Annotated in this window: 24 protein-coding genes; 13 read left to right on the top strand and 11 right to left on the bottom strand. The window is 74.1% G+C overall.

Going from position 1 to position 25,449, the window contains the following annotated elements; genetic code table 11:
• Positions 1-15 precede the first annotated feature (15 nt).
• The 5 genes from ACZ4U1_RS07600 to ACZ4U1_RS07620 form a co-directional block, all read right to left on the bottom strand.
• A complete protein-coding gene (locus tag ACZ4U1_RS07600; protein ID WP_467900814.1) occupies positions 16-618 on the bottom strand; it encodes a hypothetical protein in 603 nt (200 codons plus the stop codon).
• Positions 615-1,934: a hypothetical protein gene (locus ACZ4U1_RS07605; protein WP_467900816.1), complete on the bottom strand. Its 1,320-nt coding sequence runs from the start codon at positions 1,932-1,934 to the stop codon at positions 615-617. Before ACZ4U1_RS07605 ends, ACZ4U1_RS07600 begins: the two co-directional genes overlap by 4 nt.
• Positions 1,934-2,704 carry an ABC transporter ATP-binding protein gene (locus ACZ4U1_RS07610; RefSeq protein WP_467900819.1) on the bottom strand — a complete coding sequence of 257 codons (771 nt, stop codon included), beginning with the start codon at positions 2,702-2,704 and terminating at the stop codon, positions 1,934-1,936. Before ACZ4U1_RS07610 ends, ACZ4U1_RS07605 begins: the two co-directional genes overlap by 1 nt.
• 93 nt (positions 2,705-2,797) lie before the next feature.
• Complete coding sequence (locus ACZ4U1_RS07615) at positions 2,798-3,679, bottom strand: zf-HC2 domain-containing protein (protein WP_467900821.1); 882 nt, start codon at positions 3,677-3,679, stop codon at positions 2,798-2,800.
• Entirely contained in the window at positions 3,676-4,296 is a 621-nt protein-coding gene (locus tag ACZ4U1_RS07620) for an RNA polymerase sigma factor (RefSeq protein WP_467901456.1), read from the bottom strand. The genes ACZ4U1_RS07615 and ACZ4U1_RS07620 overlap by 4 nt, the downstream gene beginning before the upstream one ends.
• A 161-nt stretch (positions 4,297-4,457) precedes the next feature.
• Here ACZ4U1_RS07620 and ACZ4U1_RS07625 point away from each other — a divergent pair, with 161 nt between their 5' ends.
• The 3 genes from ACZ4U1_RS07625 (at position 4,458) to ACZ4U1_RS07635 (ending at position 7,181) form a co-directional block, all read left to right on the top strand.
• Positions 4,458-4,709 carry a hypothetical protein gene (locus ACZ4U1_RS07625; RefSeq protein ID WP_467900824.1) on the top strand — a complete coding sequence of 84 codons (252 nt, stop codon included), beginning with the start codon at positions 4,458-4,460 and terminating at the stop codon, positions 4,707-4,709.
• A complete protein-coding gene (malQ, locus tag ACZ4U1_RS07630) occupies positions 4,710-6,833 on the top strand; it encodes a 4-alpha-glucanotransferase (RefSeq protein ID WP_467900826.1) in 2,124 nt (707 codons plus the stop codon).
• A 66-nt stretch (positions 6,834-6,899) separates the two neighbouring features.
• Positions 6,900-7,181 (top strand): hypothetical protein, encoded by a 282-nt coding sequence (locus ACZ4U1_RS07635; RefSeq protein ID WP_467900828.1) that lies wholly within the window; start codon positions 6,900-6,902, stop codon positions 7,179-7,181.
• A gap of 195 nt (positions 7,182-7,376) precedes the next feature.
• On the opposite strand, the gene ACZ4U1_RS07640 is transcribed toward ACZ4U1_RS07635, so the two are convergent.
• Positions 7,377-7,934 (bottom strand): TetR/AcrR family transcriptional regulator, encoded by a 558-nt coding sequence (locus ACZ4U1_RS07640; protein ID WP_467900830.1) that lies wholly within the window; start codon positions 7,932-7,934, stop codon positions 7,377-7,379.
• Between the two features lie 218 nt (positions 7,935-8,152).
• On the opposite strand from ACZ4U1_RS07640, the gene ACZ4U1_RS07645 reads away from it, so the two are divergent.
• Positions 8,153-9,709, top strand: a complete 1,557-nt coding sequence (locus ACZ4U1_RS07645) for an FAD-dependent monooxygenase (RefSeq protein ID WP_467900832.1) — start codon at positions 8,153-8,155, stop codon at positions 9,707-9,709.
• Positions 9,710-9,721: 12 nt separating this feature from the next.
• Here the strand turns inward: ACZ4U1_RS07645 and ACZ4U1_RS07650 are convergent, their stop codons facing one another.
• Entirely contained in the window at positions 9,722-10,222 is a 501-nt protein-coding gene (locus ACZ4U1_RS07650; protein WP_189294305.1) for a MarR family winged helix-turn-helix transcriptional regulator, read from the bottom strand.
• Between the two features lie 157 nt (positions 10,223-10,379).
• On the opposite strand from ACZ4U1_RS07650, the gene ACZ4U1_RS07655 reads away from it, so the two are divergent.
• From ACZ4U1_RS07655 to ACZ4U1_RS07670, 4 genes are all read left to right on the top strand, one after another.
• Entirely contained in the window at positions 10,380-11,327 is a 948-nt protein-coding gene (locus ACZ4U1_RS07655; RefSeq protein ID WP_467900835.1) for an EamA family transporter, read from the top strand.
• A gap of 33 nt (positions 11,328-11,360) precedes the next feature.
• Positions 11,361-12,281 carry a DMT family transporter gene (locus ACZ4U1_RS07660; protein WP_467900837.1) on the top strand — a complete coding sequence of 307 codons (921 nt, stop codon included), beginning with the start codon at positions 11,361-11,363 and terminating at the stop codon, positions 12,279-12,281.
• 59 nt (positions 12,282-12,340) lie between these two features.
• Complete coding sequence (locus ACZ4U1_RS07665) at positions 12,341-13,249, top strand: LysR family transcriptional regulator (protein ID WP_467900839.1); 909 nt, start codon at positions 12,341-12,343, stop codon at positions 13,247-13,249.
• A gap of 285 nt (positions 13,250-13,534) precedes the next feature.
• On the top strand, positions 13,535-13,759 hold the full coding sequence (locus ACZ4U1_RS07670; protein WP_467900841.1) for a hypothetical protein: 225 nt from the start codon (positions 13,535-13,537) through the stop codon (positions 13,757-13,759).
• A 114-nt stretch (positions 13,760-13,873) separates the two neighbouring features.
• Here the strand turns inward: ACZ4U1_RS07670 and ACZ4U1_RS07675 are convergent, their stop codons facing one another.
• Entirely contained in the window at positions 13,874-14,350 is a 477-nt protein-coding gene (locus tag ACZ4U1_RS07675) for a DUF1203 domain-containing protein (RefSeq protein ID WP_467900843.1), read from the bottom strand.
• Between the two features lie 112 nt (positions 14,351-14,462).
• Here ACZ4U1_RS07675 and pepN point away from each other — a divergent pair, with 112 nt between their 5' ends.
• Positions 14,463-17,042: an aminopeptidase N gene (pepN, locus tag ACZ4U1_RS07680; RefSeq protein WP_467900845.1), complete on the top strand. Its 2,580-nt coding sequence runs from the start codon at positions 14,463-14,465 to the stop codon at positions 17,040-17,042.
• Between the two features lie 60 nt (positions 17,043-17,102).
• Here pepN and ACZ4U1_RS07685 read toward each other — a convergent pair whose 3' ends face one another.
• Positions 17,103-18,122, bottom strand: coding sequence for an aspartate-semialdehyde dehydrogenase (locus tag ACZ4U1_RS07685; protein ID WP_467900849.1), 1,020 nt, complete (start codon positions 18,120-18,122; stop codon positions 17,103-17,105).
• Between the two features lie 329 nt (positions 18,123-18,451).
• Here ACZ4U1_RS07685 and ACZ4U1_RS07690 point away from each other — a divergent pair, with 329 nt between their 5' ends.
• Together ACZ4U1_RS07690 and ACZ4U1_RS07695 are read left to right on the top strand one after the other, a co-directional pair.
• Positions 18,452-19,000 (top strand): RNA polymerase sigma factor, encoded by a 549-nt coding sequence (locus ACZ4U1_RS07690; RefSeq protein ID WP_467901458.1) that lies wholly within the window; start codon positions 18,452-18,454, stop codon positions 18,998-19,000.
• Position 19,001: 1 nt separating this feature from the next.
• Positions 19,002-19,958, top strand: a complete 957-nt coding sequence (locus ACZ4U1_RS07695; protein WP_467900851.1) for a hypothetical protein — start codon at positions 19,002-19,004, stop codon at positions 19,956-19,958.
• A gap of 60 nt (positions 19,959-20,018) precedes the next feature.
• Here the strand turns inward: ACZ4U1_RS07695 and ACZ4U1_RS07700 are convergent, their stop codons facing one another.
• On the bottom strand, positions 20,019-23,315 hold the full coding sequence (locus ACZ4U1_RS07700) for a S8 family serine peptidase (protein ID WP_467900854.1): 3,297 nt from the start codon (positions 23,313-23,315) through the stop codon (positions 20,019-20,021).
• 155 nt (positions 23,316-23,470) lie between these two features.
• Positions 23,471-24,013 carry a CGNR zinc finger domain-containing protein gene (locus ACZ4U1_RS07705; protein ID WP_467900857.1) on the bottom strand — a complete coding sequence of 181 codons (543 nt, stop codon included), beginning with the start codon at positions 24,011-24,013 and terminating at the stop codon, positions 23,471-23,473.
• Between the two features lie 123 nt (positions 24,014-24,136).
• On the opposite strand from ACZ4U1_RS07705, the gene ACZ4U1_RS07710 reads away from it, so the two are divergent.
• Positions 24,137-24,583 (top strand): VOC family protein, encoded by a 447-nt coding sequence (locus ACZ4U1_RS07710; protein ID WP_467900859.1) that lies wholly within the window; start codon positions 24,137-24,139, stop codon positions 24,581-24,583.
• A gap of 2 nt (positions 24,584-24,585) precedes the next feature.
• On the top strand, positions 24,586-25,437 hold the full coding sequence (locus ACZ4U1_RS07715; RefSeq protein ID WP_467900861.1) for a pyridoxamine 5'-phosphate oxidase family protein: 852 nt from the start codon (positions 24,586-24,588) through the stop codon (positions 25,435-25,437).
• Positions 25,438-25,449 lie beyond the last annotated feature (12 nt).

Raw genomic sequence — 25,449 nt, forward strand, 5'->3', positions numbered from 1 at the left:
GACACGCACAGGTGTTCAGGCCCGCGGCCCCTCCGGGCGGGCACCACGTACCGCGTACATGGCCGCCCCCAGGACGAACGCCGTCACCGCCGTCGCCCACGCGCCCGTCGCCGCCCCCGGCTGCATCGGCCACGCCCAGACCGTGGCCGCCCGGCCGCGTGCCGTGTTGGAGCCCAGGTAGACGGCAGTGACGTAGGCGAACGCGGGGAGCCAGCTGAGGCGGGCGCCCAGGAGTACGGCCGCCGCCGCGGTGAGGCCCGTACAGCCGAGGGTGTTGCGGAGCACGGCGGGCGGGCCGAAGGTCTCGGTATGGCCGAGTACGGCCGGGGTCACCAGCAGGGCGGCCAGCGCGGTCAGGCCGACCAGCTGCGTCAGACGGCGCGGCCACCAGCGGCGTACGGCCGTGCGGTCCAGCTCGTCCGACGGCGTGTACAGGCTCGCTCCGATCACCGCCGACGCCAGCAGCGGTGCCAGGGCGACGATCGGCACCCGGCGGTCGGGATCGAGGTAGGCGTCCAGCCGGCCGGCCGCCCAGACCGCGAAGCCGGCCGTCGCGGCGAGCGCGGCCAGGGCGGCGGGGAGGGCGCGCGAGCGGGCGTACAGGAGGAGTCCGGTCACAGGGCCGGCACCCCCTTGGCGTCACAGCCGGCGCGGGCGGCGAAATAGGCCGACAACCACTCCCGCCGGCCGTGCTCGTCCATTCCGGCCAGCCTGGCCCGCGCGGCAAGGATCCTGCGCTCCTCGGCAGGACCGCTCCCGGGCACCTTGCCGCTCTTCTGCAGGGAATTCGGCGCGAGGTACGACTCCACCGCGTCGTCCGCCCACAGGACGCGGGTGGTCACCGCCCCCTCGGAGCAGTCGCCGCGTCCCCACAGCGCGGTGACGGCCTCCCACGCGAACTGCTCCGGATCGGTCAGCCGCCCCCGTACGGCCGACCAGCCCAACGGGCTGATCATCGGCAGCTGGGCCTCGCCCTCGCGCAGGGCACCACCGTGGTCCGCCCAGCGCGCCGGCAGGTTCCGCACACCCTCCAGCTTGCCCGTGACCCCCGACAGGGCCTCGCTGACCTGCGGGAGCATCCCGGCGTACCGGGCGTTCACGCACACCGCCGGGGTGCTGGAGGTGTCGCACACCTGACGGTCGGCGAGCGGGTCGGTGTGCCACAGGCCGTCCCCGGCCTGCACCAGCAGCGTGCCCGCGGCCAGCGCGGCGGCCAGCGGCAGCAGCGCCGTCACCCGGTGCCGGGCCGCGTACGCCAGCGCGGCGGCGCACGCCAGTCCGCCGGTCCACACCGCCATGGCCCACGGCTGCCACCACACCGGCAGCTCGCCGACCGCGAGGGGCGTGGCCGGACTGAGCGGACGGGTCACGTCCGGGCCGTCGGCCGACAGCACGCCGAGCCCGAGGTACCCGGCCATCGCCAGCAGCGGGGCCGCCAGCCGGACGGGCACGGCCCGGCCCAGCACATGCCCGGCCAGCGCGCCCGCCGCCATGGCGACCGTGTCTCCCGGAAGCAGGGCCGGGTGCGGGTGGTCGCCCTGCGCGTAGGGCCAGGTGGCGAGCAGCGCCAGGGCCGCCGTGACCAGGTAGCCGGCGGCCACCCAGAGCGCGACGGGCAGAGCCGGGGCGAGCAGGCGGGTCAGCGGCGGCCGTACGGTCGTACGCCACAGCTCCTCGGTGCGGCGCCGCCGTTCCCGGCCGCCCTGCCAGCAGCCCGCCGCCGCGGCCAGCGGAAGGGTGATCAGCATGGCCGTGTGCACCTCGGTGGCGGTCTCCGCCCACCCGCCCTGCCAGCGGTCCGCCGTGCCGGCGAGCATCGCGCCGAACGTCAGCAGCACCGCCGCCCCGGCCCAGGGCGCGAAGCCGCGTACGGCCTCGGCGCGCAGCGGGTGCGGCGCGCGTACCGGCGCCTGCGGTTCGGTGACGACGGGCATCACACCGCCTCCCGCGCACCCGGCGCGCGGTGCGCGCGCAGCGCCGCCGTGTACCCGCGCTCGATCGGATGGTCGCCCGGCCCGCCGGACGCCTCGCCGAGCAGCGAGAGCGCCTCCGGCGTGCCCCGGTACGCGATCCGGCCCCCGTCCAGCAGGGTCACCTCCGTACATGCGGCGGCCACGTCCTCCACCAGATGCGTGGAGACCACCACGGTCGCCGAGGCCCCCAGCTCGCGCAGCAGCTCGCGGAACTCCACCCGCTGCTCCGGGTCCAGACCGGCGGTCGGCTCGTCCAGCAGCAGCACGGCGGGGTCGTTGACGATCGCCTGCGCGATCCCGACCCGGCGGACCATGCCGCCCGACAGCGTCCGCACCTTGGCGTCGACACGGTCCGCGAGGCCGACCCGGGCCACCGCCCGTTCCACGGCCGCCGGCACCCGCGCGGCCGGCACCTCCTTCAACCACGCCACGTACGCGACGAACTCCCGCACGGTGAAACCCGGGTAGTAGCCGAACTCCTGCGGCAGATAGCCCAGCCGGCGCCGCACCCCGGCCAGGGCGCGACGGCCGGCGGTGTCCTCGCCGAGCAGCTCCACCCGGCCGGCGTCCGGCCGCGCCACCGTGGCCAGCACCCGGATCAGCGAGGTCTTCCCGGCCCCGTTCGGCCCCAGCAGCCCGTGCACACCGGTGCCGAGCGCCAGGTCGAGCGAGTCGAGGGCGAGCGTTGTGCGGTGCCGGACCCGCAGGCCGGTCACACGTATGGAACCCATGGCTCTCCAGGAGAGGGATGAGAGGGATGAGAGGGGTGAGGGGGCGCCTGCTCCGGGCCCGGCCCGGTCGGCGGGGGAGTGGCCCGGGCGCCGTCAGGGGCGCAACGGGCGGTCGTACGCCGGGCGGCGGAGCGCCAGCAGGGCCGCGCTCAGGACGGCCGCCGCCGCCCACGCGCCCTGCGTGGCCGTGCCGTCCAGGCAGCGGGAGAGCTGCTCGGACAGCCGTGCGGTCGCCGCGGCGTCCGGCGTGACCGCCACCGGTGACAGGACGGCGCACAGCCAGCCGCCCCCCGTCACCCCGGCCGCGACCCGGCACCCCACGAAGGAGGCCAGGGCCAGCGAGGCCAGCGCCAGCGTCAGCCCCGGCAACAGCCAGGCCGCCGCGGCCGGCGCGCCCGAGGCGGGCAGCAGCAGCCCGGCCAGCGTCAGCAGCGGCACGCTCACCACGAGCACGGCGACCGTACGGGTGAGCGCGAGCCGCAGCCCGCCGCCCGGAGTGGCCGCGGCCACCTCGTGCAGGGGGTCCGCGTGCGGGCCGTAGGACAGGGCGACCCCGGCGACGGGCACCACCGGCGCGACCGCCAGCAGCAGCGCCCGCGCTCCCGCGAACCCCGCCCCGTAGGAGAGGGCGAGCGCGGCGACGGCCACGATCAGCACCGCCGGCAGCCACGCCCCGCGTACGGCGGGCCCCGCGGCCCACAACAGCCGGGCGAGCCGGGACAGCGCGGGCCGTCCGGCAGCCGCGGGGGACACGACCGGCGCCGGCGCCGACTCCAGCACCGCCGCCCGCACCCGCGCGAGCACCGCCCCCGCCGCCGTACCGCGCACCGCGGCCGACACCCGGGACGCGCACCCCGCGCAGTCCTCCACGTGCTTCTCCAGGGACCACGCGTCCGGCTCCGGCAGGACGCCCTCGGCGTAGCGGGCGACCAGGTCGTCGGAGGCGTGCCAGGGCCGCCGTCCGCGGTGTGTCATGCCGTACCTCCCAGCGGGGACGGGTGCAACCGGTCGAGGGCCTCCCGCAGTTCGGCGCGGGCGCGGCGGGCCCGGGACTTCACCGTGCCCTCCGGGATGCCGAGCAGCCGGGCCGCCTCCCGGGTGCTCAGCCCGTCGACGACCGTCGCCCGCAGCACCTCCCGCAGCTCCGGGGAGATCCGGTCGAGCGCGGTACCGACATCGCCGTACTCCAGGCCGGCCAGCACCCGGTCCTCGGCGGACGGCGCGGCGGCGGAGCCGTGGCGCCAGGATCCGCGGTCCGGGGCCTCCGGCTCCGGCAGCGGTCCCGCCACCCGCGCGGCCCGCTCCTGCGCCCGCCGCGCGTCGACCAGCCGGCGCGCGGCGATCGTCCACAGCCAGCCGCCGGCCTCCTGCCCGCGGTGCCCGGCCGCCGACCGCCACACCGTGACGAACGTGTCCTGCAGCACCTCCCGCACCAGCTCCGGGTCGGCGCACCGCCGGGACAGCCGCGCGTGCAGCCACCCGGCGTGCCGGTCGTACAGCTCGGCCATCGCCTCCGCGTCGCCCTGTGCGACGGCCCGCACCAGGGCGGCGTCCGCGCCGCTCCCGTCGTCCGTCTCCCGCTGGCCCCCCATGGGGCGGAACAGTCTCACACCCCCTCTATCGATCACCGGAGCGGTGCCGGATCACCCCGGCGCCGGTTTTTGCCGGGCGTGGCGCGGGGCTCACGGGGTAGGCCTGCGGTAACCCGACCCGTCCCAAGCCCCAGCATCCGCACACCGACAAGGAGGCCCCCGTGGCCGCACCGGTCCGACTCTCCATCCCGGCCCAGCCCCAGTGGAAACCCGTGGCGGAGCCCTCCGCCGACACCGACCGGGCGCCGCTGTGCGTGTTCAGCGCCGAGAGCGCGTGCGCGCAGGCACCGCTGACCAGTGAGCCGCCGCTGCCCGAGGCCGCCCCCCTGACCAGCGAGCCCCCGCTCGCCGAGGCCGCCCCGCTGACCAGCGAGTCCGACCCGGTCCCGGACTCCTTCGCGCCGGGGCTGTAGATGGCCGCGGCGCCCGACGAGCACCCAGCCGAGGACCTCGCCCGGCTCGCCGAGCTGCACGGGGTCGCCACCTCCTACCGCCCCGCCCCGGACCGCACCGTCCAGGTCCCCGCCTTCGCCGTGACCGCCGCCCTCGCCGCCCTCGGTGTCGACGCGACCGGCGGCCCGGACGCCGTACGCACCGCCCTCGCCGCCCGGGAACGCGAACTGCGCGAGCGCCTGCTGCCGCCGACGGTGGTCCAGTGGACCGGCGCGGAGCCGGCCGCCGCCCTCACCGCCCTGCCCGCCCTCGCCGAGCTGCCCGCCGGCACCCGGCTGCACGTGGAGACGGAGGACGGGGAGGAGCGGGCCGGGACCGGGGATCTTCCGCTCGGCGTCCACCGGCTGACCGCCACCGCCCCCGACGGGCGCACCGGTGAGGCCTGTCTCGTCGTCGCCCCGGACCGGCTGCCCGCCCCGCCCGGCCGCTCCTACGGCCTCCTCGTCCAGCTGTACTCCCTGCTCTCCCGCCGCTCCTGGGGCATGGGCGACCTCAGCGACCTCGCCGAACTGGCCGGCTGGGCCGGGCGCACCGCGGGCGCCGGGTTCGTCCAGGTCAACCCGCTCCACGCGGCCGTACCCGGCGCCCCCACCGACCCCTCGCCGTACCGCCCCTCCTCCCGCCGCTTCCCCGACCCCGTCCACCTGCGGATCGAGGACATCCCCGAGTTCGCCTACGCCGAGGACCGCGAGCGGCTGACCGGGCTGCTGGAGCGGGCCGGACGGCTGCGCGCCGACGTCCTGGAGAAGGGCGCCCTCATCGACCGGGACGCCGTGTGGGAACTGAAGCGGGAGGCACTGGAACAGATCCTGGCCGTCCCCCTCGGCCCCGGCCGCCAGGCCGCCTACGACGCCTTCCGCGCCGCCCACGGCCAGGCCCTGGACGACCACGCCACCTGGTGCGCCCTCGCCGAACTCCACGGCTCCGACTGGCACCGCTGGCCGGACGGGCTGCGCGACCCCCGCTCCGCCGCCACCGCGCGGGCGCGGGCCGAACTCGCCGACCGGGTGGAGTTCCACGCCCGCCTCGCCTGGCTCACCGACGGCCAGCTCCGGGCCGCCCAGCGCGCCGCCCGCGAGGCCGGCATGCCCGTCGGGATCGTGCACGACCTCGCCGTCGGCGTGCACCCGGCCGGCGCCGACGCCTGGGCCCAGCAGGACGTGTTCGCCGCCGGCATGTCCGTCGGCGCCCCGCCCGACGCCTTCAACGCCCGCGGCCAGGACTGGGGCCTGCCGCCCTGGCGCCCCGACCGGCTCGCCGCCACCGGCCACGCCCCCTACCGCGACCTCCTGCGCGCCCTCTTCCGCTACGCCGGCGCCCTGCGCATCGACCACGTCATGGGCCTGTTCCGCCTCTGGTGGGTCCCCCAGGGCAGCCCGCCCACCGACGGCACCTACGTCCACTACGACGCCGACGCCATGCTCGCCCTCCTGGCTTTGGAGGCGACCCGCGCCGGAGCCGTCGTGATCGGCGAGGACCTCGGCACCGTCGAACCCGGCGTCCGCGAGACGCTCCAGCGGCGCGGGGTGCTCGGCACCTCCGTGCTCTGGTTCGAACGGGACTGGGAGGGCGACGGCCGCCCGCTGCCGCCGGAGCGCTGGCGCGCCGACTGCCTGGCCACCGCCACCACCCACGACCTGCCGCCCACCGCCGCCCGGCTCACCGGCGACCACGTCGACCTGCGCGACCGCCTCGGCCTGCTCACCCGTTCGGCCGCCGAGGAACGCGCCGAGGCCACCGCCGACGCCGCCGAGTGGCTCGCCCTGCTCGGCAGCCTCGGCCTGCTGGACAGCCCGGCGGCCGGACCGCCCGGCTCCGACGAGGAGGAGGAGATCCGCGCCGTCCACCGCTTCCTGCTGCGCACCCCCGCCCGGCTGATCGGCGTCTGGCTCCCGGACGGCACCGGCGACCGCCGCCCGCAGAACCTGCCGGGCACCTGGGACCAGTACCCGAACTGGCGCCTGCCGGTCGCGGACTCCGCCGGCCGCCCCGTGCCGCTGGAGGAACTGGTGACCTCGCCACGGCTACGGGCCCTGCTGGAGGTACTACGGCCGGCCGGCGCCGGAACGACGACTCGGCGCTGACCCGGGGTGCCCCCAGTTAGGCACCCCGGGCGCGCGGCCCCGACACCGGTTCGCTAATTTGATTCCGTGGACAAGAAGAACGCCCTGCGCGCCGGCGCCCTGGCCGCCGGTACGACGCTGATGATGCTGCTCATGTCGTCCCCCGCGCTCGCGCTGACCCGCGACGACGGCGACGACCCCGGCAACGGCCTGAGCGTCATCGAGACGCTGGGCCTCTACGTCATTCTCCCGGTCGTGCTGTTCCTGGTCATCACCGGCCTGGTGATGGTTCTCGACCGCTCCCGGGCCAAGAAGGACACCACCTCGTCCAACATCAACGTCAAGCCCGAGGCCCGCGCCAAGGCCTGACCGGCCCATCGGTCCCTTCGCCGGGGCGCCGCTCACCCTCCCACCGGTACGCGCACACGCCGTACCCGGGGTGAGACGGCGCCCCGGCGTTTTTCCGCCCGCGTCCAGCGGTGCGGCTCAGGGGTGCGGTTCAGGAGTGCGGCTGAGGGGTGCGGCTGAGGGGTGCGGCTGAGGGGTGCGGCTGAGGGGTGCGGCTCAGGGGTTCGGGGCCGTCAGGTAGCGCTGGACCGTCGGGCCCAGCCACGCCAGTAGTTCCTCGCGGGGCAGTTCCCGGGCCGGTGGCAGGCGCAGTACGTAGCGGGTGAGGGCCAGGCCGAGCAACTGGGCGGCGCACAGCGCGGCCCGCGCGGGGACCTGCTCGGGGTCCGGGCACACCTGCCGGGCCACCGGCAGCATTTGCTCCCGGAAGACGCCCTGCATCCGCTCGGCACCGGCCTGGTTGGTGGCGCCGACCCGGAGGACGGCCGTCAGCTCCTCGTTCTCCTCCCACAGATCGAGAAAGTGGCCCACCAGCGTGCGGCCCACCTCGTCCCGGGCGATCCCCGTCAGGTCCGGCAGCCGCAGGTCGAGCGCGACGGCGGCGGCGAACAGCCCCTCCTTGCTGCCGAAGTACCGCATCACCATGGACGGGTCGATCCGCGCGTCCTTGGCGATGGCCCGGATGGTGGCCCGCTCGTAGCCGTCGGCGGCGAAGCGCTCGCGGGCGGCGGCGAGGATGGCGGCGCGGGTGGCGTCGGAGCGGCGTGCGGTCATGCCAACAAGCGTAGGCCTACATGTGTTGGCTCCACAAGCGTTGGCCCACGGCCGTTGGCCGGCGACCGCTGGCCCGCAACCGTTGGCCCGCAGCCGTTGGCCACCAATCGTTTGCCAACGGCTGTTGACTCGCCGCCCGACCCGTCCTACCGTCGTAGCCAACAAGCGTTGACCAACACATGTTGACCAACAGGCGTTGGCACCCCCAGGAGGCCACCATGAACGGCACCACTGGCACCGGCGGCAAGGGCAGCACCCCCAACCCCTCCGCCCCCTCCGCCCCCTCCGCCCCCTCAACCCCCTCAACCCCCCACATCCTCATCGTCGGCTCCGGCCCCACCGGCCTCCTCCTCGCCGGCGACCTCGCCACCGCCGGCGTCCCCGTCACCGTCCTGGAAAAGCGACCGCACAGGATCAGCAACCTCTCCCGCGCCTTCGTCCTGCATGCCCGCACCCTCGAACAGCTCGACGCCCGCGCCCTCGCCGACGACCTGGAGTCGGTCGGCCAACGCCTGGACCGGCTCCGCCTCTTCGGCCGGCTCACCCTCGACCTCTCCCGCCTCCCGTCCCGCTACCGGCACCTCCTCGTCCTCCCGCAGTACGAGGTCGAGAAGGCGCTGGAGCGGCGGGCGGTCGAGGCGGGGGCCGGGTTCCGGTACGAGACCGAGCTGACCGGGCTCACCCAGGACGCGGGCGGAGTGACGGTCCAGGTCCGGGGGCCGGAAGGCCGGACGGAGACGCTCCGGGCCGCGTACGTCGTCGGCGCCGACGGCATGCGCAGCGCCGTGCGGCAGGCGATCGGGCTGCCCTTCCCGGGCCGGTCGGTGATCCGGTCCGTCGTACTCGCCGACGTCCGGCTCGCCGAGGAGCCGCCGACGGTGCTCACGGTCAACGCGGTCGGTGACGCGTTCGCCTTCCTCGCGCCCTTCGGTGACGGCTACTACCGGGTGATCGGCTGGCACCGGGGCCATGACGTCGCGGACAGCGAGCCGCTGGACCTCGCCGAGATCAAGGAGATCACCCGCCTCGCCCTCGGCCGGGACTACGGGATGCACGACGCCCGCTGGATGTCCCGCTTCCACAGCGACGAGCGCCAGGCGCCGGCCTACCGGGTCGGACGGGTCTTCCTCGCCGGGGACGCCGCGCACGTGCACACCCCGGCCGGCGGTCAGGGCATGAACACCGGACTCCAGGACGCCGCGAACCTGAGCTGGAAGCTCGCCGCGGTGGCCGGCGGTCACGCGGATCCCGGGCTGCTCGACACCTACCAGGCCGAGCGGCACCCCGTCGGCCGGGCGGTGCTGCGCAGCAGCGGCGGGATCGTCCGCCTCGCCATGGCCAAGCGGCCCTGGACGCTGGCGGCGCGCGCGGCACTCACCGCGCTCCTCGACACGGTCGGCCCGGCGCGCCGCAAGGCCGTCGGCCAGATCACCGGCATCGGCTACCGCTACCCCGCGCCCCGCGGCGCCCACCGCCTCACCGGCGCCCGCGTCCCGGACGTCGCCCTCGCGGGCGGCGGCCGGCTGTACGAGGCGCTGCGCGGTGGTCGGTTCGTACTGATCGCCCCGGAGCCGTACGAGGCGGGGGCCGGACGCGCGGACCGGCTGGCCGTGGCCCGCTGGGCGAGTGGCCGTCGTACGACCGTGCTGGTGCGTCCCGACGGATACGCGGCCTGGGCCGCCGACTCGGCCGGCCCCGCGGAGACCGAGGCGGCCCTCGCCCGGCACCTCGGCCCGGCCGGCCTCACCCGCGAGGCGGTCGGTCCCGCCCGCTGAACCCGGCGACGGCTACTCGGCCGTCGCGTCCAGCAGTTTCCGCAGCAGGCCGGCCAGGTGGCCGGCCTCTTCGGCGTCCAGGGCGGACAGGGCGGCGCTCTCCGCCGCCAGGCCGGCGCCCACCGCCTCGTCGATCAGCCGCAGTCCCTCCTCGGTGAGGGTCACCTTCAGGCCGCGCCGGTCGTGCGGGTCGGGGGAGCGGCGCAGCAGGCCGGCGCGTTCGAGCTTGTCGAGCCGGCCGGTCATCCCGCCGGTGGTGAGCATGAGGGTGGCCGACAGTTCGCGGGGCGAGAGGGTGTACGGCTCGCCGGAGCGGCGCAGGGTGGCCAGGACGTCGAACTCGCCGCGCGAGATGCCGTAGGGCTTGTACGCCCGCTCCATCCGGTCGCCCATCGCGCGCGAGAGCCGGAAGATCCGGCCGAAGACCTCCATCGCCCGGGTGTCCAGGTCCGGCCGTACCCGGCCCCACTGCTCGATGATCGCGTCGACGGCGTCCGCCGGCTGTTGCTGCATGCGGAGAGTATCGGCCCCGCTTCCGCTCACCCGCAAGAAAGTCACTTGCAAATAAGTAGCTTAGAGCTAAGCTACTTAGCAGTGACCCACTCGACCCGCTGATCCCAGTGGATCCAGCGATCGAACACCACCCCCGCCTCTCTGGAAGGGGTTCACCATGGCCATCACCCGTCCGGCCGGAACCACCGCCGTCATAGCCGTCACCGCCCTCGCCCCCGTCTCCTGGGGCACGACCTACGTCGTCACCACGGAGTTCCTGCCGCCGGACCGCCCCCTCTTCACGGCCCTGGCGCGGGCCCTGCCCGCCGGTCTGCTGCTGCTCGCCCTCACCCGGGTGCTGCCGCGCGGGGTGTGGTGGGCCAGGGCGGCGGTGCTCGGGGTGCTGAACATCGGGGCCTTCTTCCCGCTGCTGTTCGTCGCGGCGTACCGGCTGCCCGGCGGGATGGCCGCGGTCGTCGGCTCGGCCGGGCCGCTGTTCGTCGTCGGGCTCTCCGCGCTGCTGCTCGGCCGGCGGCCGGAGCCGCGCACGCTGCTCACGGGACTGGCGGCCGCGTTCGGGGTCAGCCTCGTCGTGCTGAAGGGGGCCGGTGCGCTCGACCTCGTCGGCGTCCTCGCGGCCCTCGCGTCCACCGCCGCCATGGCCACCGGCACCGTGCTGACCAAGCGCTGGGGCCGGCCGGAGGGGGTCGGTCCGCTGGCGCTCACCGGCTGGCAGCTCACCGTGGGCGGCCTGCTGATCGCGCCGGTCGCCCTCCTGGCCGAGGGTGCCCCGCCCGCCCTCGACGGCCGTGCCGTCGGCGGTTACCTCTACCTCGCCCTGGCCAACACGGCCGTCGCCTACTGGCTCTGGTTCCGCGGGATCGGCCGGCTCACCGCCACCCAGGCCGGCTTCCTCGGCCCGCTGTCCCCGCTGACCGCGGCGGTCGTCGGCTGGGCGGCCCTCGGCCAGGCGCTCACCCCGGTGCAGGTGGCGGGCATGGCGCTGGCGTTCGGGGCGACGGTGGCCGGTCAGCTCGGCGGCGGTCGGCGACGACTGTTCAGTTTCGCTGAAAAGAACGGTCGTAAAGATTCGATGGACCTGACAGTTCCGGCGCTGCGACGGTAAGGGCACCCCCTACGGCTCACGGAAAGGTTCCCTGTGACTGCAGTCGCGCACCAGACCGCCACCACCGCCCCGGCGGCCCGCCCCCGCAGGGCCGCCGCCCCGCTCCTCGGTCTCGCCTGTGCCGCACTCGCCACGGTCGTCTGGTCCGGCAGCTTCGTCACCTCCCGCGGGCTGCACGACAGCGTCCCGCCCGTCCAGCACGCCTTCTGGCGCTGGGTGATCGCGCTGGTCACCGTCGCCCCCTTCGGCGCCCGGCAGGCCTGGCGGCAACGCCACCTGTTGCGCCGTCATGCCCGGTACGTCCTCCTCGCCTCCCTCCTCGGCGTCGCCGTCTACAACACCCTCGTCAACCAGGCCGGACTGACCACCCCGGCCGCCACGATGGGCATGATCATGGCGGCCTCGCCGGTGCTCATGGCGCTGCTGGAGCGGCTGGGCGGCGTACGGCTGGGGGCGCGCCGTGCCGCCGGGCTGCTGCTGGCGTGCGCGGGCGTGGCCCTGCTCCTCGGCGGCGAGGCGGGCTTCACGGCCGGCGGACTGTGGATGCTCGCCGCCGCCTGCTGCTTCGCCGGCTACAGCGCGCTGCTGCGCCGCCGGCCGGCCGAACTCGCCGGCACCGCCTTCCTGTTCACCACGTTCCTCGCCGGCACCGTCCTGCTGCTGCCCGCGCAGGCCGTCAGCCTCGCCGTGCAGGGCGGCTTCCGCCCCGCCCCCGGCACGATCCTGCCCCTCCTCTACGTCGGCGTGGCCTCCTCCGCGCTCGCCTTCTTCGCGTGGAACAAAGCCGTCGCCCTGGTCGGCGCCACCCGCGCCGGCATCGTCTACTACCTCCAGCCGGTGTGTGTGGCCCTGCTGTCCTGGGCGCTGCTCGGCGAGCACACGGGGTGGCCGCAACTGCTGTGCCTGGCGCTGATCCTGGCCGGAGTCATGCTGGGCGCGGGCTCCCGTCGCTGACGGCGGTGTCCGCGAGGCCGCGCTCGGGCAGCCGTAGCGGCGGCAGGTACCGTGCGTGCATGGCCGAGTGGGACCTGAGGAAGCTGCGGATCCTGCGCACCCTGCGCGAACGGGGCACGGTCACCGCCACGGCCGAGGCCCTGCACATGACTCCGTCCGCGGTCTCCCAGCAGCTCACCAACCTCGCCGCCCAGCTCGGCGTGCCCCTGCTGGAGGCGCAGGGCCGCCGGGTCCGGCTCACCGACGCGGCCCGGCTGGTCCTGGCGCACACGGAGCCGGTGTTCGAGCAGCTGGAGCGGGCGGACGCGGCCCTCGCCGCGTACGCGCACGGCGAGGCCGGAGAGGTCCGCGTCGGCGCCTTCCCGACGGCCGTCCCCGCCCTGGTCGTACCGGCCGTACGGGCCCTGCGCGCGACCCATCCGCGGGTGACCGTCCGGGTCCGGGAGGCGGAGGCCGCCGAGGCCTACGACCTGCTGGCCGCCGGTGAGGTCGACCTCGCCCTGTCCCTCGCGGCCGAGGCCCCCAGCGCGGCCGACCCCCGCTTCACCCACGTCCCGCTCCTCGCCGACCCGCTGGACGTCGCCCTGCCCCCCGATCACCCCCTGGCCTCCGCCCCCGACCCGACCCTCACCGACCTGGCCGCCGAGTCCTGGATCTTCGGCGGCAGCGGCCCCTGGTCGGACATCACCCGGCGCGCCTGCGAGGCGGCCGGCTTCAGCCCCCACCAGGGGCACTCGGCCTCCGGGTGGACCGCGATCCTGGCCATGGTGGAGGCGGGCATGGGCGTCGCCCTGGTGCCGAGGATGGCGGCCGGCCGGCGAGCGGGCGTGGTCCTGCGGGAACTGGGCGCCGACGGCCCGGTACGACACGTGGTGGCAGCGGTACGCCGCGGCGCCGCCGACGCCCCGGCGACCGCCAGGGTCCTGCACGCCCTGCGCCGGGCGGCGAACCCGGCACCCGAGGGCTGAGCGCGGACGCGGCCCGGCGGTCTTCCCTCAGCACGGTGGCCGGGGCCGGGCCCGAGATGCTGAGTCACCGAAGGGCGGCTAGCGTGAAGTGAAAAGGGCCGCGATCAGGGGTGTGCCCGCCGCAGGCGGCGAGTGCCCCGTCCACCGGGGCCGACAGCCGATGTGGCGCAGGCCCGCTGCTCGTCCCCCCGCGGCAACACCTACGACCGCGCCGCCCGATCCCCGCGGCCGCGGCCATCGCCCCGCACCGGAAACCCCGCGAGGGCGTGGAAGGAAGGTAGGCCCATGAAAGCACAACGCGTGAGGCGTCTCTTCGCGGTCACCGCGACCGGCGTCCTCCTGGCCGGTGGCGCCGCGATCGGCACGGCGGGCACGGCCTCGGCCGCGACCCCGACCCAGGTCTCGACCCACCACGGCTGCTGGGGCAACTGCTTCGACAACGGCTTCCGCACCGGCTTCGCCCCCGGCTTCGGCTTCGGCGGCGGTGTCGTGGTGATCGTCGTCAGCTGAACGCCCGACGCGGCCCCGAACCGCTGAACCGACCGCCCTGCCGGGCGGGCTGACTGCCCGTCCGGCAGCGGCGTGCCGGGCGTCGCGGACCCGGGCTGATCCAAACGAAACCCCCTAACCCCGCCGTACCTCGTACAGGAAGCAGCCGTACTCCACCGCCCGCACATGCACCAGCGCCACCTCCGGGTCGGTGAAGGCCTCTGCCAGGGCCGGCCGGAAGCTGTCCGCGTCCCTGACCAGGCGGCCGCCGAGGATGTGACCGGCGGACGAGTAGCGGCGCAGGACGCGGTGGTCGTTGGTGAAGGGCAGGGTGTCGCCGGCCGGGCCGGGGCACTCCTCGGCGTGGATGAAGACGGGGCCCTGCTCGTCGTAGGCACCGGGGTCGGCGCCCGTCCCGGCGGCCCACCGGCGCAGCGGCGCGTACGAGACGAGGGCGATCCGCTCGCCGGGCTCACTGCGGCGCAGGCAGCAGCGCAGCGGGGCGCCGCCCTCCTCGTCGGTCACCGCGGCCATGGGGCGGCCGGCGTCGTCGGTGGTGCGCAGTTCCTTCAGGACGGCGGGATCGATGGGATGTGCGATGGGGGTCGTCATGCCCCCAGCGTCCCGTCCCGGCGCCACGCGCACCGGCGGGATGCGGACATCGCGTTCCCCGTCGATCCCATGGAAGGATGGCGCAACCGACACATAACGAGGAGATGACCGCGTGCCTGGCACAAACCTGACTCGCGAAGAGGCGCAGCAGCGGGCCGAGCTGCTCACCGTTGACTCGTACGAGATCGATCTCGACCTCTCCGGCGCGCAGGAGGGCGGTACCTACCGGTCCGTGACCACGGTGCGCTTCGACGTGGCGCGCGGTGGTGCCGAGTCGTTCATCGACCTGGTGGCCCCGACCGTCCACGAGGTGGTCCTCAACGGCGACCAGCTGGATCCCGCCGAGGTCTTCGCGGACTCGCGGATCGCGCTGCCGGGGCTGCTGGAGGGCCCTAACGTCCTGCGGGTCGTCGCGGACTGCGCCTACACCAACACCGGCGAGGGCCTGCACCGCTTCGTCGACCCGGTGGACGAGCAGGCCTACCTGTACACGCAGTTCGAGGTCCCCGACGCCCGCCGCGTCTTCGCGTCCTTCGAGCAGCCGGACCTGAAGGCCACCTTCCAGTTCACCGTGAAGGCGCCCGAGGGCTGGACCGTCATCTCCAACTCGCCGACCCCGGAGCCCAAGGACAACGTCTGGGTCTTCGAGCCGACCCCGCGGATGTCGACGTACGTCACCGCGCTGATCGTCGGCCCGTACCACTCGGTGCACAGCGTGTACGAGAAGGACGGGCAGTCCGTGCCGCTCGGCATCTACTGCCGGCCCTCGCTCGCCGAGTTCCTGGACTCCGACGCGATCTTCGAGGTCACGCGGCAGGGCTTCGACTGGTTCCAGGAGAAGTTCGACTACGCCTACCCGTTCGAGAAGTACGACCAGCTGTTCGTGCCCGAGTTCAACGCGGGCGCCATGGAGAACGCGGGCGCGGTCACCATCCGCGACCAGTACGTCTTCCGGTCCAAGGTGACCGACGCGGCGTACGAGGTCCGCGCGGAGACCATCCTGCACGAGCTGGCCCACATGTGGTTCGGCGACCTGGTCACCATGGAGTGGTGGAACGACCTGTGGCTGAACGAGTCGTTCGCCACCTACACCTCCATCGCCTGCCAGGCCTCCGCGCCCGGCTCGCGCTGGCCGCACTCGTGGACCACGTTCGCCAACTCGATGAAGACCTGGGCGTACCGGCAGGACCAACTGCCGTCCACCCACCCGATCATGGCGGACATCCGCGACCTGGACGACGTGCTCGTCAACTTCGACGGCATCACCTACGCCAAGGGTGCCAGCGTGCTCAAGCAGCTGGTCGCGTACGTCGGCGAGGACGAGTTCTTCAAGGGCGTGCAGGCCTATTTCAAGCGGCACGCGTTCGGCAACACCCGCCTGTCCGACCTGCTGGGCGCGCTGGAGGAGACCTCCGGCCGTGACCTGAAGACCTGGTCGAAGAAATGGCTGGAGACGGCCGGCATCAACGTCCTCCGCCCGGAGGTGCGGACGGACGCGGACGGTGCCATCACCTCCTTCGCCGTCCGCCAGGAGGCCCCGGCCCTGCCGACGGGCGCCAAGGGCGAACCGACCCTGCGCCCGCACCGCATCGCGATCGGCCTCTACGACCTCTCCGACTCCGGCAAGCTGGTGCGCACCGACCGGATCGAGCTGGACGTCGACGGCGAGCTGACCGCCGTACCGCAGCTGACGGGCAAGCGCCGCCCCGCGGTCATCCTCCTCAACGACGACGACCTGTCCTACGCCAAGGTCCGCCTGGACGAGGACTCCCTGAAGGTGGTCACCGAGCACCTCGGCGACTTCGCGGAGTCCCTGCCGCGCGCCCTGTGCTGGGCGTCGGCCTGGGACATGACGCGGGACGCCGAGCTGGCCACCCGCGACTACCTCGCCCTGGTGCTGTCCGGCATCGGCAAGGAGTCCGACATCGGCGTGGTGCAGTCCCTGCACCGCCAGGTCAAGCTGGCCATCGACCTGTACGCCGCCCCGGCCGCCCGCGAGTTGCTGCTCACCCGCTGGACCGACGCCACGCTGGCCCACCTGCGCACGGCCGAGGCGGGCAGCGACCACCAGCTGGCCTGGGCCCGCGCCTTCGCGGCCACCGCCCGCACCCCGGAGCAGCTGGACCTCCTGGAGGCCCTGCTCGACGGCACGCAGACCATCGAGGGCCTGGCCGTCGACACCGAGCTGCGCTGGGCGTTCGTCGAGCGGCTCGCCGCCGTCGGCCGGTACGACGAGGCGGAGATCGCGGGCGAGTACGAGCGGGACAAGACGGCGGCCGGCGAACGGCACGCGGCCACCGCCCGCGCCTCCCGCCCGACCCCGGAGGCGAAGGCGGAGGCCTGGTCCTCGGTCATCGACTCCGACAAGCTGCCCAACGCCGTGCAGGAGGCCGTGATCAGCGGCTTCGTACAGACCGACCAGCGGGAGCTGCTCGCGGCGTACGCGGACAAGTACTTCGAGGTCGTCAAGGACATCTGGGAGTCCCGCTCGCACGAGATCGCCCAGCAGATCGCCATCGGCCTGTACCCGGCGATCCAGGTCTCGGAGGCCACCCTGGCCCAGACCGACGCCTGGCTGGCCTCGGCCGACCCGACCCCGGCCCTGCGCCGCCTCGTCTCGGAGTCCCGCTCGGGCATCGAACGTGCCCTGAGGGCCCAGGCGGCGGACGCGGCGGCGGACTCCGCCGAGTAGCCGCCGCTACGACGACAAGGGGCGCCCGGTGCAGCACCGGGCGCCCCTGCGCATGCGTGGTTACTTCGCCGACAGCTCCGCCGCCACCAGCTCCGCGATCTGCACCGCGTTCAGCGCGGCGCCCTTGCGGAGGTTGTCGTTGGAGATGAACAGGGCGAGGCCGTGGTCCACCGTCTCGTCGCGGCGGATGCGGCCGACGTACGACGGGTCCTGGCCGGCCGCCTGCAGCGGGGTCGGGATGTCGGAGAGGGCGACGCCCGGCGCCTTCGCGAGCAGCTCGGTGGCGCGCTCCGGGGAGATCGGGCGGGCGAAGCGGGCGTTGACCTGGAGGGAGTGGCCGGAGAAGACCGGGACGCGCACACAGGTGCCGGCGACCTTCAGGGCGGGGATCTCCAGGATCTTGCGGGACTCGTTGCGCAGCTTCTGCTCCTCGTCGGTCTCGTTCAGACCGTCGTCGACGAGGTTGCCCGCGAACGGCAGCACGTTGAAGGCGATGGTGCGCTTGTAGACCTGCGGCTCGGGGAAGTCGACCGCCGCCCCGTCGTGGGTGAGCTTGTCGGCCTCGGCGGCCACCTTCTGCACCTGGCCGTGCAGCTCCGCCACGCCCGCGAGACCCGAGCCGGACACCGCCTGGTACGTGGCGACGACCAGCGCCTCCAGGCCGGCCTCCTCGTGCAGCGGCTTCAGCACCGGCATCGCGGCCATCGTGGTGCAGTTCGGGTTGGCGATGATGCCCTTGGGACGGTCGGCGATCGCGTGCGGGTTCACCTCGGAGACCACCAGCGGGACCTCGGGGTCCTTGCGCCAGGCCGAGGAGTTGTCGATCACGACGGCGCCCTGGGAGGCGACCTTTTCGGCCAGCGCCTTGGAGGTCGCGCCGCCCGCAGAGAAGAGCACGATGTCCAGGCCGGTGTAGTCGGCGGTGGCCGCGTCCTCCACCGTCACGCCGTCCAGCACGGACCCGGCCGAGCGGGCCGAGGCGAACAGGCGCAGCTCCGTGACCGGGAAGTTCCGCTCCGTGAGGATCCTGCGCATGACCGTGCCGACCTGACCGGTGGCTCCGACGATTCCGACCCTCACAGCGACTCCCTCTATGTGTCTCTTGCCTGACCGGGGCGTTTCCATCATGCGGCCGACCCCGGTCCACCTGTCCAATTCTTTGCCGCGCGTGCCCGAGGAATGGGACACCCTCACCCGGCGGGCGGTTGCACACGTCCGCCGGGCACCCCGCTGAGCTGCAGAAATTCTCTCCGCGGCGGGCACGCGCCGGAAGCCGTGCTGTCCCGCCCCTGCCCGTCCGGGTCCGCGCCATACGAGGGTGTGACGTACGCCTCTGCGCCCGCCCGGCGCCGGCCGAACGTTCCGGCCCGCTGCCGCGTCGTAGGGGCACACGCGTGAGGGGGTGGCTTGTGCTGCGCGGAAGGACGCGCCGTGACCAGGGGGCGTACGCCGCCGGTGCGGATCGCATCGGCGGTGATCCGCTGGACGCGGCCCAGGAACGCCGGGTGCGGGCGGTGCTCGCGCTCGGCGGGGTGCCGCAGTCGGACCTGCCGGACGGGGTACAGCAGGTCCGGCTGCGGCTGCTGGAGCGGGCCGCGAGCGGTCGTGAGGCGCCGCGGGACGTGTCGGCGTGGGCGGCGGTGGTCGCCTCCAACCTGGCCATGGACTGGCACCGGGCCAAGCGGCGCCAGGAACGGCTGGGGGAGCGGCTGGCCGCGCTGCGCTCGCCCGCGCACCCCTCCGGAGAGGAGACCAGCCTGCTGTCCCTCGCCGTCGCCCGGGGCCTGGACGAACTGCCCGCCGCCCAGCGGCAGGTGGTCGTGCTGCGCTTCTTCGCCGACCTGCCGGTCCGGGACATCGCCGCCGAGCTGGGCATCCCGGAGGGCACGGTCAAGAGCAGGTTGCACACGGCGGTCCGCGCGCTGCGCGACCGGCTGCACGGGGACGAGGTGGTGTGACATGACCGCCGGACACGAGGGCGCTCGCGGCGCCGACGACAGCGCCGGGAGGCGCGGGGAGTACGACGGCATGGACGCCCTGATGGCCGCGATCATCGGCGACCCCCTGCCGGAGGAGGCCCGGCGGGACCCCGCCTTCCTCGCCGAACACCGGGCGGCCGAGGCCGACGTGGCGGTGCTGCGCGACCAGCTGTCCTGGCTGGCGGAGGCGCTGACGGGGGAGGAGGAGACAGAGGAGACAGGGGAGGAGACCGCGGAGGACGCGGAGGACGCGGAGGACGCGGAGGACGCGGAGGGCGTACAGGGCGCGGAGGACAGGTCCGGGGTGTCCGGGGACGCCGTGCCGGCCCTGCCGCCCGCCCGTCGTCCCCGGGGCCGTGCCCGCCCCGCCGGACCGGACCGGCCGCCCCGGCCCCCGCGGCCGGGGCGGCCGAGCGGGCCCCGGCGGGCCCTGCGGATCGCGCTCGGCTCGCTCGCCGGTGCGGCGGCCTTCTCCCTGGCCCTGGGCCTCGGCTGGCTGGTGACGCAGGCCGGCGGCGGCGCGGACGACAGGGGCGGGGCGTCCTCGGCCGCGAAGGGCGCCGGGCACCAGGAGGCCGGGACCGGCTGGCAGCCGCCGGACCCGGAGCGCGAACTGGCCTGTTCCCGGCTGGTCGTGGAGGGCACGGTGGCGAAGGTGGAGCCGTCGGAGGACTCCTCCGGGAGCCGGGTGACGCTGACCGTGACCCGCTCCTACAAGCCCGCGCACGCCCCGGCCGAGGTCGCCTTCCTGCTGGACGCGGACGCACGGCCGGCCCCGCGCCGGGGACAGCATGTGCTGGTCCGGGTCGGTCACGGCGACACGTACGCGACCCAGTGGGCCGTCGGCGACTCCCGGGTGGCCGCCGAGCGTGCCTGGATCACCGACGCCCTGCCCGCCTCCCGGACCACGCTCTGCCCCTCCGGCGACGCTCCCTGAGCGGAAAAGGAGGGGCGGGAGTCCGTCAGGACGCCCGCCCCTCCCCTTCGCGTCACTCCGTTACGGCGTGACCTTATCGATCTTCACGCTGCCGGTGCCCGCGACCGTGCCGCGCGCGTTCACCAGCTGGACCCGCCCGAAGAACTCGCGGCCGGCCGGGGCCTCCGCGGCGGCCGTGACCTGGCCGGTCACCGTCGCCGAGTCGCCCGTGCCCAGCTTGACCGGGGCCGAGCCGTCGACCGTGACGGAGCCGAGCGCGGTGGAGAAGAACACGTCCCGGTAGTCGTAGTCGGTCGAGCCGGACGGCACCGAGTAGCCCACGACCTCGATGGTGTAGGTGCCGGCGGCCGGGGACGGCACGGAGACCGCCTCCTCGGAGTCACCGTCGGCGGACTTGCCGACCTCCTTGCCGGCGGAGTCGTACACCGTCAGGTCCAGGTCGGCGGCCGTGTCCGAGACGCCCCCGATGGCGACGTCGAGCGAGGTCGCGCCGGCCGGCACCGCGACCGTGGTGGTCTGCGTCTCGCCCTCCTTGATGGCGGGGCGGGTCGTCTTGGCGGAGCCGAGCGGGCCGCCGACCAGCTTGCCGTCCAGAGCGGCGTACGTGTTGGTCACCTTCCAGGAGGCGGTGGCCGGGGTGCCCACCTTGGCCTCGGGGACGGTCACCGTCTGCGGGTCGAAGGCCGCGCCGAGGACGGTGACGTCCAGCCGGTACGGGTTGTCGAGCAGCGGGGACGTGCGCCGGGACTCGACCTCGACCTCCCAGACGCCGGGCTGCGGGTCGGCGTAGGAGCGTACGTCGGGCTTGCAGCCGTTGCCGTCCAGGTAGTTGTTGTAGCAGTACGGGGTGCCGGTGGTGTCGGACGGGGTGCCGTACGGGTGGATGGCGATGAACCGGGTCTGGCTCTTGTCCTTCAGCCCGCCGATCGCGACCTCGAGCGACGTCGCGCCCTCGGGCACGGTCAGGAAGTAGGACCGGGTGCTGTTGCGCTGCACCGAACCGGACGCGGAGTAGGTGTACTTCACCGGGGCCGCGACCACGACCGTGGTGAGGATCTGCTTGTCGACGCCCTCGGTCCTCGGGTCGTCGACCTCCAGGATCGCGCTCTTGAGGCCCGCGGAGCGCGGGGCCGCCTGCACCTTGACCGTGACCGGCTGGTTCAGCGGCAGCCGCACCGCGTCGTCGCCGACGATCCGGAAGGTACGGCCGGCGTTGTTCTCGAAGTGCAGCTCGTGCCGGACCGCCTTGTCCGGGCCGGACGTACGGGTGATCGTCACGTCGTACGTCTTCTTCCCGCCCGCCTTCAGACCGCCCTCACGGTCGTACAGGCCGGTGCCGAAGCCCGGGGTCTTCAGGGCGTAGTCGATCGCGGTGTCGACCGGGGCCTTCACGGTGTAGTCGTGTGCGGAGGCCTCGTCCTTGATCGACTCCCAGGCGTCCACGATGTCGATGAGGCCCGCGCCCTCCTCGTACGCCTGCACACCCTTGATGTGGTCGGCGGTCGAGGTCAGTGCCGTGCGCAGCTTGGCGGGCGTCAGGTCGATGCCCTTCTGCTCGGCCGCGGACAGCAGCAGCGCGGAGGCGCCGGCGGCCTGCGGGGAGGCCATCGAGGTGCCCTGGAGCATCGAGTAGCCGGCCGGCAGCGCGTAGCCCGCCTCGGCGACCGGGCCGCCCGGCAGCCAGGTCTGGGTGGTGTTGATCGCGGCGCCGGGGGCGACCAGGGTCGGCGTGAAGCCGCCGTCCTCACGCGGGCCGCGCGAGGAGAAGGGCATCATCGCGTACTTCTTCTCCACGACCGAGCCGTAGTTGGCGGCCCAGGTCTCCTTGGAGATCGCCGCGCCGACCGAGATCACCTTGTCGGCGAGGCCGGGGTCGCCGATGGTGTTGGCGCCGGGCCCGGAGTTGCCGGCGGAGATCACCAGCTGGACGCCGTAGGTGTCGATGAGCCGGGTGTACAGCTCCGCGCGCGCGTTGTTGCCGTCGTTCAGCGCGGGCAGGCCGCCGATCGACATGTTGACGATGTCGACCCCGCGCTTGGTGACGAGGTCGATCATGCCCTCGGTGAGCGCGACGTTGGTGCAGCCGCCGGTCCAGGTGCAGGCCCGCGAGGAGACCAGCTTGGCGCCCGGGGCAGCGCCGTTCATCCTGCCGCCGAACAGGCCGTTGGCGGCGGTGATGCCGGCGACGTGGGTGCCGTGCTCGGACTCGATGACGCCGATGTTGACGTAGTCGGCCTTCGCGCCGGAGGAGTTGTAGACGACGTCCTTGCGGGTCTCGACCACGAACGGCACGCGCTCGGCGACGTCGGTCGAGGGGTCGTCGGTGCCGAAGTACCCGACCTGGAAGTCGTCCTTGTACGGCTTCATCGCCGGGTCGTCGGAGAAGTCCAGGTTGTCGTCGGTGTCGACCCGGACCGTGCCGGCGGCCGCGTCGTACAGCACGCCCCAGGCGTCGGTGGTGTCACCGTCCCGGTTGAGGTCGCCCTTCTCGTCGCCGCCGGTGGTGGCGGACTCGTACATGTAGTTGAACTTGTACGAGCCCTCGGGCGCCGAGAACTTCTCGGTGCCCTGTGTGGCGGTGGTGATGGAGAAGGACGGGCCCGTGACACCGGTGGTCATCCGCCGCCAGGTGCCGTCGGCGTCGGCGACCGGGTCGGTGGCGGTGACCCAGTCGACGATCTTCCGCTCGCCGGTGGTGGTCTTCTGCAGCGCCGGGTGGCCGAGGTCGATGCCGGAGTCCAGGATGCCGATGGTGATGCCGCGGCCGTCCGCCTTGGGGTGGTCCTGGACGAAATCGACGGCACCGGTCTCGAAGGACGGGTTGTACGGGTTCTTCGCCGGGGTCTTCCTGCCCGGAGCGGCGTAGCCGGCCGTACCGGCCGTGGACTTGGCGGCGCCGGGCGCCGGGTCGTCCAGCGGGATCTCCTGCTTGAGGTCGATGGCCCGTACCGAGGAGAGCTTCACGGCGGCGGCGATCGCCGAGTCCGCCCGGCCCGTGGGGACGGTGGCGCGGACGTAACCGAGCTTGTCGTCGGTACGGCCCACCAGGCCGCCCTTGACCGCGTCCAGCTCCGCGGCGACCTGCTCCGTCTGCCCGGGCGAGGTCGCGATCATCATCGTGACGTTCTTGTCGCCGTCGGCCTTGGCCTCGGCGAGCAGGGCGGCGTCGTCCGAACCCAGCTTGTCGTCGGCGGACTTGACGGCGGGGTCGGCGGCCGGGGCGGGGGCCGGGTCCGCGGCGAGGGCCAGGGGTATCGGCCCCGCGGCGGAGAGGGCGGCCACGACACCCACGGCCACGGCTATGCGGGCCAGGCGTCTCGGGCCGGATATGGGATCACGCTCGGGCGTGTGGGTCATCGGCATTCCCTCAGGTCAAGGAACGAGCGGACGAGAGCGCTCAGCCTGACCCAAGGGTTCGGACTTTGGGGACCGTTGACCCAATCGAAATGAAGGTATGGGGAAAACCCGCGATGAGATATGAGCGAAGTCAGCCGTTATGGACCGGAATCCGCTCAGTTCTCCTTCGAACGCGCGTAATGCCGGGAGGCCTTGGCCCGGTTGCCGCACGCGGCCATCGAGCACCAGCGGCGGGTGCCGTTCCGGGACGTGTCGAAGAAGTACAGGACGCAGTGGCCCCCGGCGCAGCTGCGGATCCGCTCCGGTGCGCGGGTGAGCAGCTCCAGGTAGTTCCGGGCGGCGAGCCAGGCCGGGCCCCAGGCGGGGTCGGCGAACTCGGGTTCCTCGGCCGGACCGCCGGCGGTCAGCCGGGCCCGGATCCGGCCGTGCTCCAGTACGGCGTCCACGAGTGGTGCCGCCTTATCCGGCGGCCCGTCCACCGCGGCCTTGATCGCCTCGCGGGCCGCCCGCAGATGGTCCAGCGCCTCCGCGTCGGCCGGGTGGGCCCCGGCGAGTCCGTTGCTCGCGAGCCACACGGCCAGCCCGTCGGTGTCCGCGAGCAGGTCCTGGATGACTCCGTCCCGGTTCCACCGGGTGTTGAGCAGGTCGAGCGCGAGCGGCTCGCCGGTGAGCGGGCGGGGATCGCGGGCGGTGGACATCGGGCACTCCTTCACGGCTAACCAGTCAAGCGTACGTGACCGGTTGACCCGGCCGTCTATAACCCCTAACGTGAAGAACAACGGTTAGACATGCCCGGCAAGGGCACACCGAAGAGGAGAGTCATGACCTTGCGCACCGGCCACACCGGCCTGAACGTCACCGACCTCGACCGCTCGCTCGCCTTCTACCGGGACCTCCTCGGCTTCACCCTGCTCGCCGAGGGCAAGGAGGACGACCGGCGCTACGCCTTCCTCGGCGACGGCGGCGACCGGCCCGTCCTCACCCTCTGGCAGCAGGCCCAGGGCTCGTACGACCGCGGCCGGGCCGGGCTGCACCACCTCGCCTTCACCGCCGACTCGATCGACCGGGTCCGGGAGTACGAGACCGCGCTCAGGGCCGCCGGTGTCGACTTCGCCCATGACGGCGTCGTCGCCCACCGGGAGGGCGCGTCCTCCGGCGGGATCTTCTTCCACGACCCGGACGGCACCCGCCTGGAGATCTCCGTACCGCACGGTGCCGAGACCGCCCCCGCCCCGCACACCTCGGCCCCGACCTGCGGCTTCTTCTAGTCATGAGCGTCTACCACGCGGGTTCGCGGGCGGTGCAGGACCGGGCCGGCGTCCGCGACCGCGCCGACCACGTGGGCCGCTCCCTGGGCCAGGACATCAAGCCGGTCGCGGCGGCCTTCCTGGAGCAGCAGCCCCTGCTGGTCGTCGGCGGGCCGGACCCGGGGACGGGGAGGGTGTGGGCGCACGCCCTCACGGGCACCCCGGGTTTCGTACGGGCGACGGGGCCCCGGCGGATAGCGGTGCACGCGGCTCACGCTCTCAGCGGAGGCACAACCGTCGGCACCATCGCCCTGGACCCTCGAACCCGCCGCCGCATGCGTCTCAACGGCCGGCTCGAGCCGACGGCAACCGGCTTCACCGTCGACGCGGACCAGGTCTTCTCCAACTGCCCCAAGTACATCCAGCGAAGGGAGTCCTACGAGACGGTCGACCGCACCCCGGGCACCCCCCGCCACCTCACCGAACTCGGCGACGAGCAAGCGGAGTTCATCCGAGCCGCCGACACCTTCTTCCTCACCACCGTCCACCGCACCGGCGCCGACACCAGCCACCGCGGCGGCAACCCCGGCTTCGTCCAGGCCGCCTCACCGTACGAGCTGACCTGGCCGGACTACTCCGGCAACGCCATGTTCCTCAGCCTCGGCAACCTGTACGCCGACCCCCGTGCCGGCCTGCTCTTCCTGGACTGGGAGACGGGCAGCACCCTCCAGCTGACCGGCGAGGCCCGCACCGAGTACGCCGAGGACGGCACCCGTACCGTCCGCTTCACCCTCACCGAGGCCCTGTGGACCCCGGACGCCCTGCCCCTGCGCTGGTCCGCGCCGGAATATTCACCCGCCAACCCGGAGCCGTAGCGTTAACGTCCG

It is taken from the genome of Streptomyces sp. NPDC028928, from assembly GCF_055564915.1.

What these genes read in the sequence shown, in the direction of transcription:
- ACZ4U1_RS07605 (WP_467900816.1), bottom strand. Translation starts at nt 1,934, where the DNA reads ATGCCCGTCGTCACCGAACCGCAGGCGCCGGTACGCGCGCCGCACCCG.
- ACZ4U1_RS07610 (WP_467900819.1), bottom strand. Translation starts at nt 2,704, where the DNA reads ATGGGTTCCATACGTGTGACCGGCCTGCGGGTCCGGCACCGCACAACG.
- ACZ4U1_RS07615 (WP_467900821.1), bottom strand. Translation starts at nt 3,679, where the DNA reads ATGACACACCGCGGACGGCGGCCCTGGCACGCCTCCGACGACCTGGTC.
- ACZ4U1_RS07620 (WP_467901456.1), bottom strand. Translation starts at nt 4,296, where the DNA reads ATGGGGGGCCAGCGGGAGACGGACGACGGGAGCGGCGCGGACGCCGCC.
- malQ (WP_467900826.1), top strand. Translation starts at nt 4,710, where the DNA reads ATGGCCGCGGCGCCCGACGAGCACCCAGCCGAGGACCTCGCCCGGCTC.
- ACZ4U1_RS07640 (WP_467900830.1), bottom strand. Translation starts at nt 7,934, where the DNA reads ATGACCGCACGCCGCTCCGACGCCACCCGCGCCGCCATCCTCGCCGCC.
- ACZ4U1_RS07645 (WP_467900832.1), top strand. Translation starts at nt 8,153, where the DNA reads ATGAACGGCACCACTGGCACCGGCGGCAAGGGCAGCACCCCCAACCCC.
- ACZ4U1_RS07650 (WP_189294305.1), bottom strand. Translation starts at nt 10,222, where the DNA reads ATGCAGCAACAGCCGGCGGACGCCGTCGACGCGATCATCGAGCAGTGG.
- ACZ4U1_RS07655 (WP_467900835.1), top strand. Translation starts at nt 10,380, where the DNA reads ATGGCCATCACCCGTCCGGCCGGAACCACCGCCGTCATAGCCGTCACC.
- ACZ4U1_RS07665 (WP_467900839.1), top strand. Translation starts at nt 12,341, where the DNA reads ATGGCCGAGTGGGACCTGAGGAAGCTGCGGATCCTGCGCACCCTGCGC.
- ACZ4U1_RS07670 (WP_467900841.1), top strand. Translation starts at nt 13,535, where the DNA reads ATGAAAGCACAACGCGTGAGGCGTCTCTTCGCGGTCACCGCGACCGGC.
- ACZ4U1_RS07675 (WP_467900843.1), bottom strand. Translation starts at nt 14,350, where the DNA reads ATGACGACCCCCATCGCACATCCCATCGATCCCGCCGTCCTGAAGGAA.
- ACZ4U1_RS07695 (WP_467900851.1), top strand. Translation starts at nt 19,002, where the DNA reads ATGACCGCCGGACACGAGGGCGCTCGCGGCGCCGACGACAGCGCCGGG.
- ACZ4U1_RS07700 (WP_467900854.1), bottom strand. Translation starts at nt 23,315, where the DNA reads ATGACCCACACGCCCGAGCGTGATCCCATATCCGGCCCGAGACGCCTG.
- ACZ4U1_RS07705 (WP_467900857.1), bottom strand. Translation starts at nt 24,013, where the DNA reads ATGTCCACCGCCCGCGATCCCCGCCCGCTCACCGGCGAGCCGCTCGCG.
- ACZ4U1_RS07710 (WP_467900859.1), top strand. Translation starts at nt 24,137, where the DNA reads ATGACCTTGCGCACCGGCCACACCGGCCTGAACGTCACCGACCTCGAC.
- ACZ4U1_RS07715 (WP_467900861.1), top strand. Translation starts at nt 24,586, where the DNA reads ATGAGCGTCTACCACGCGGGTTCGCGGGCGGTGCAGGACCGGGCCGGC.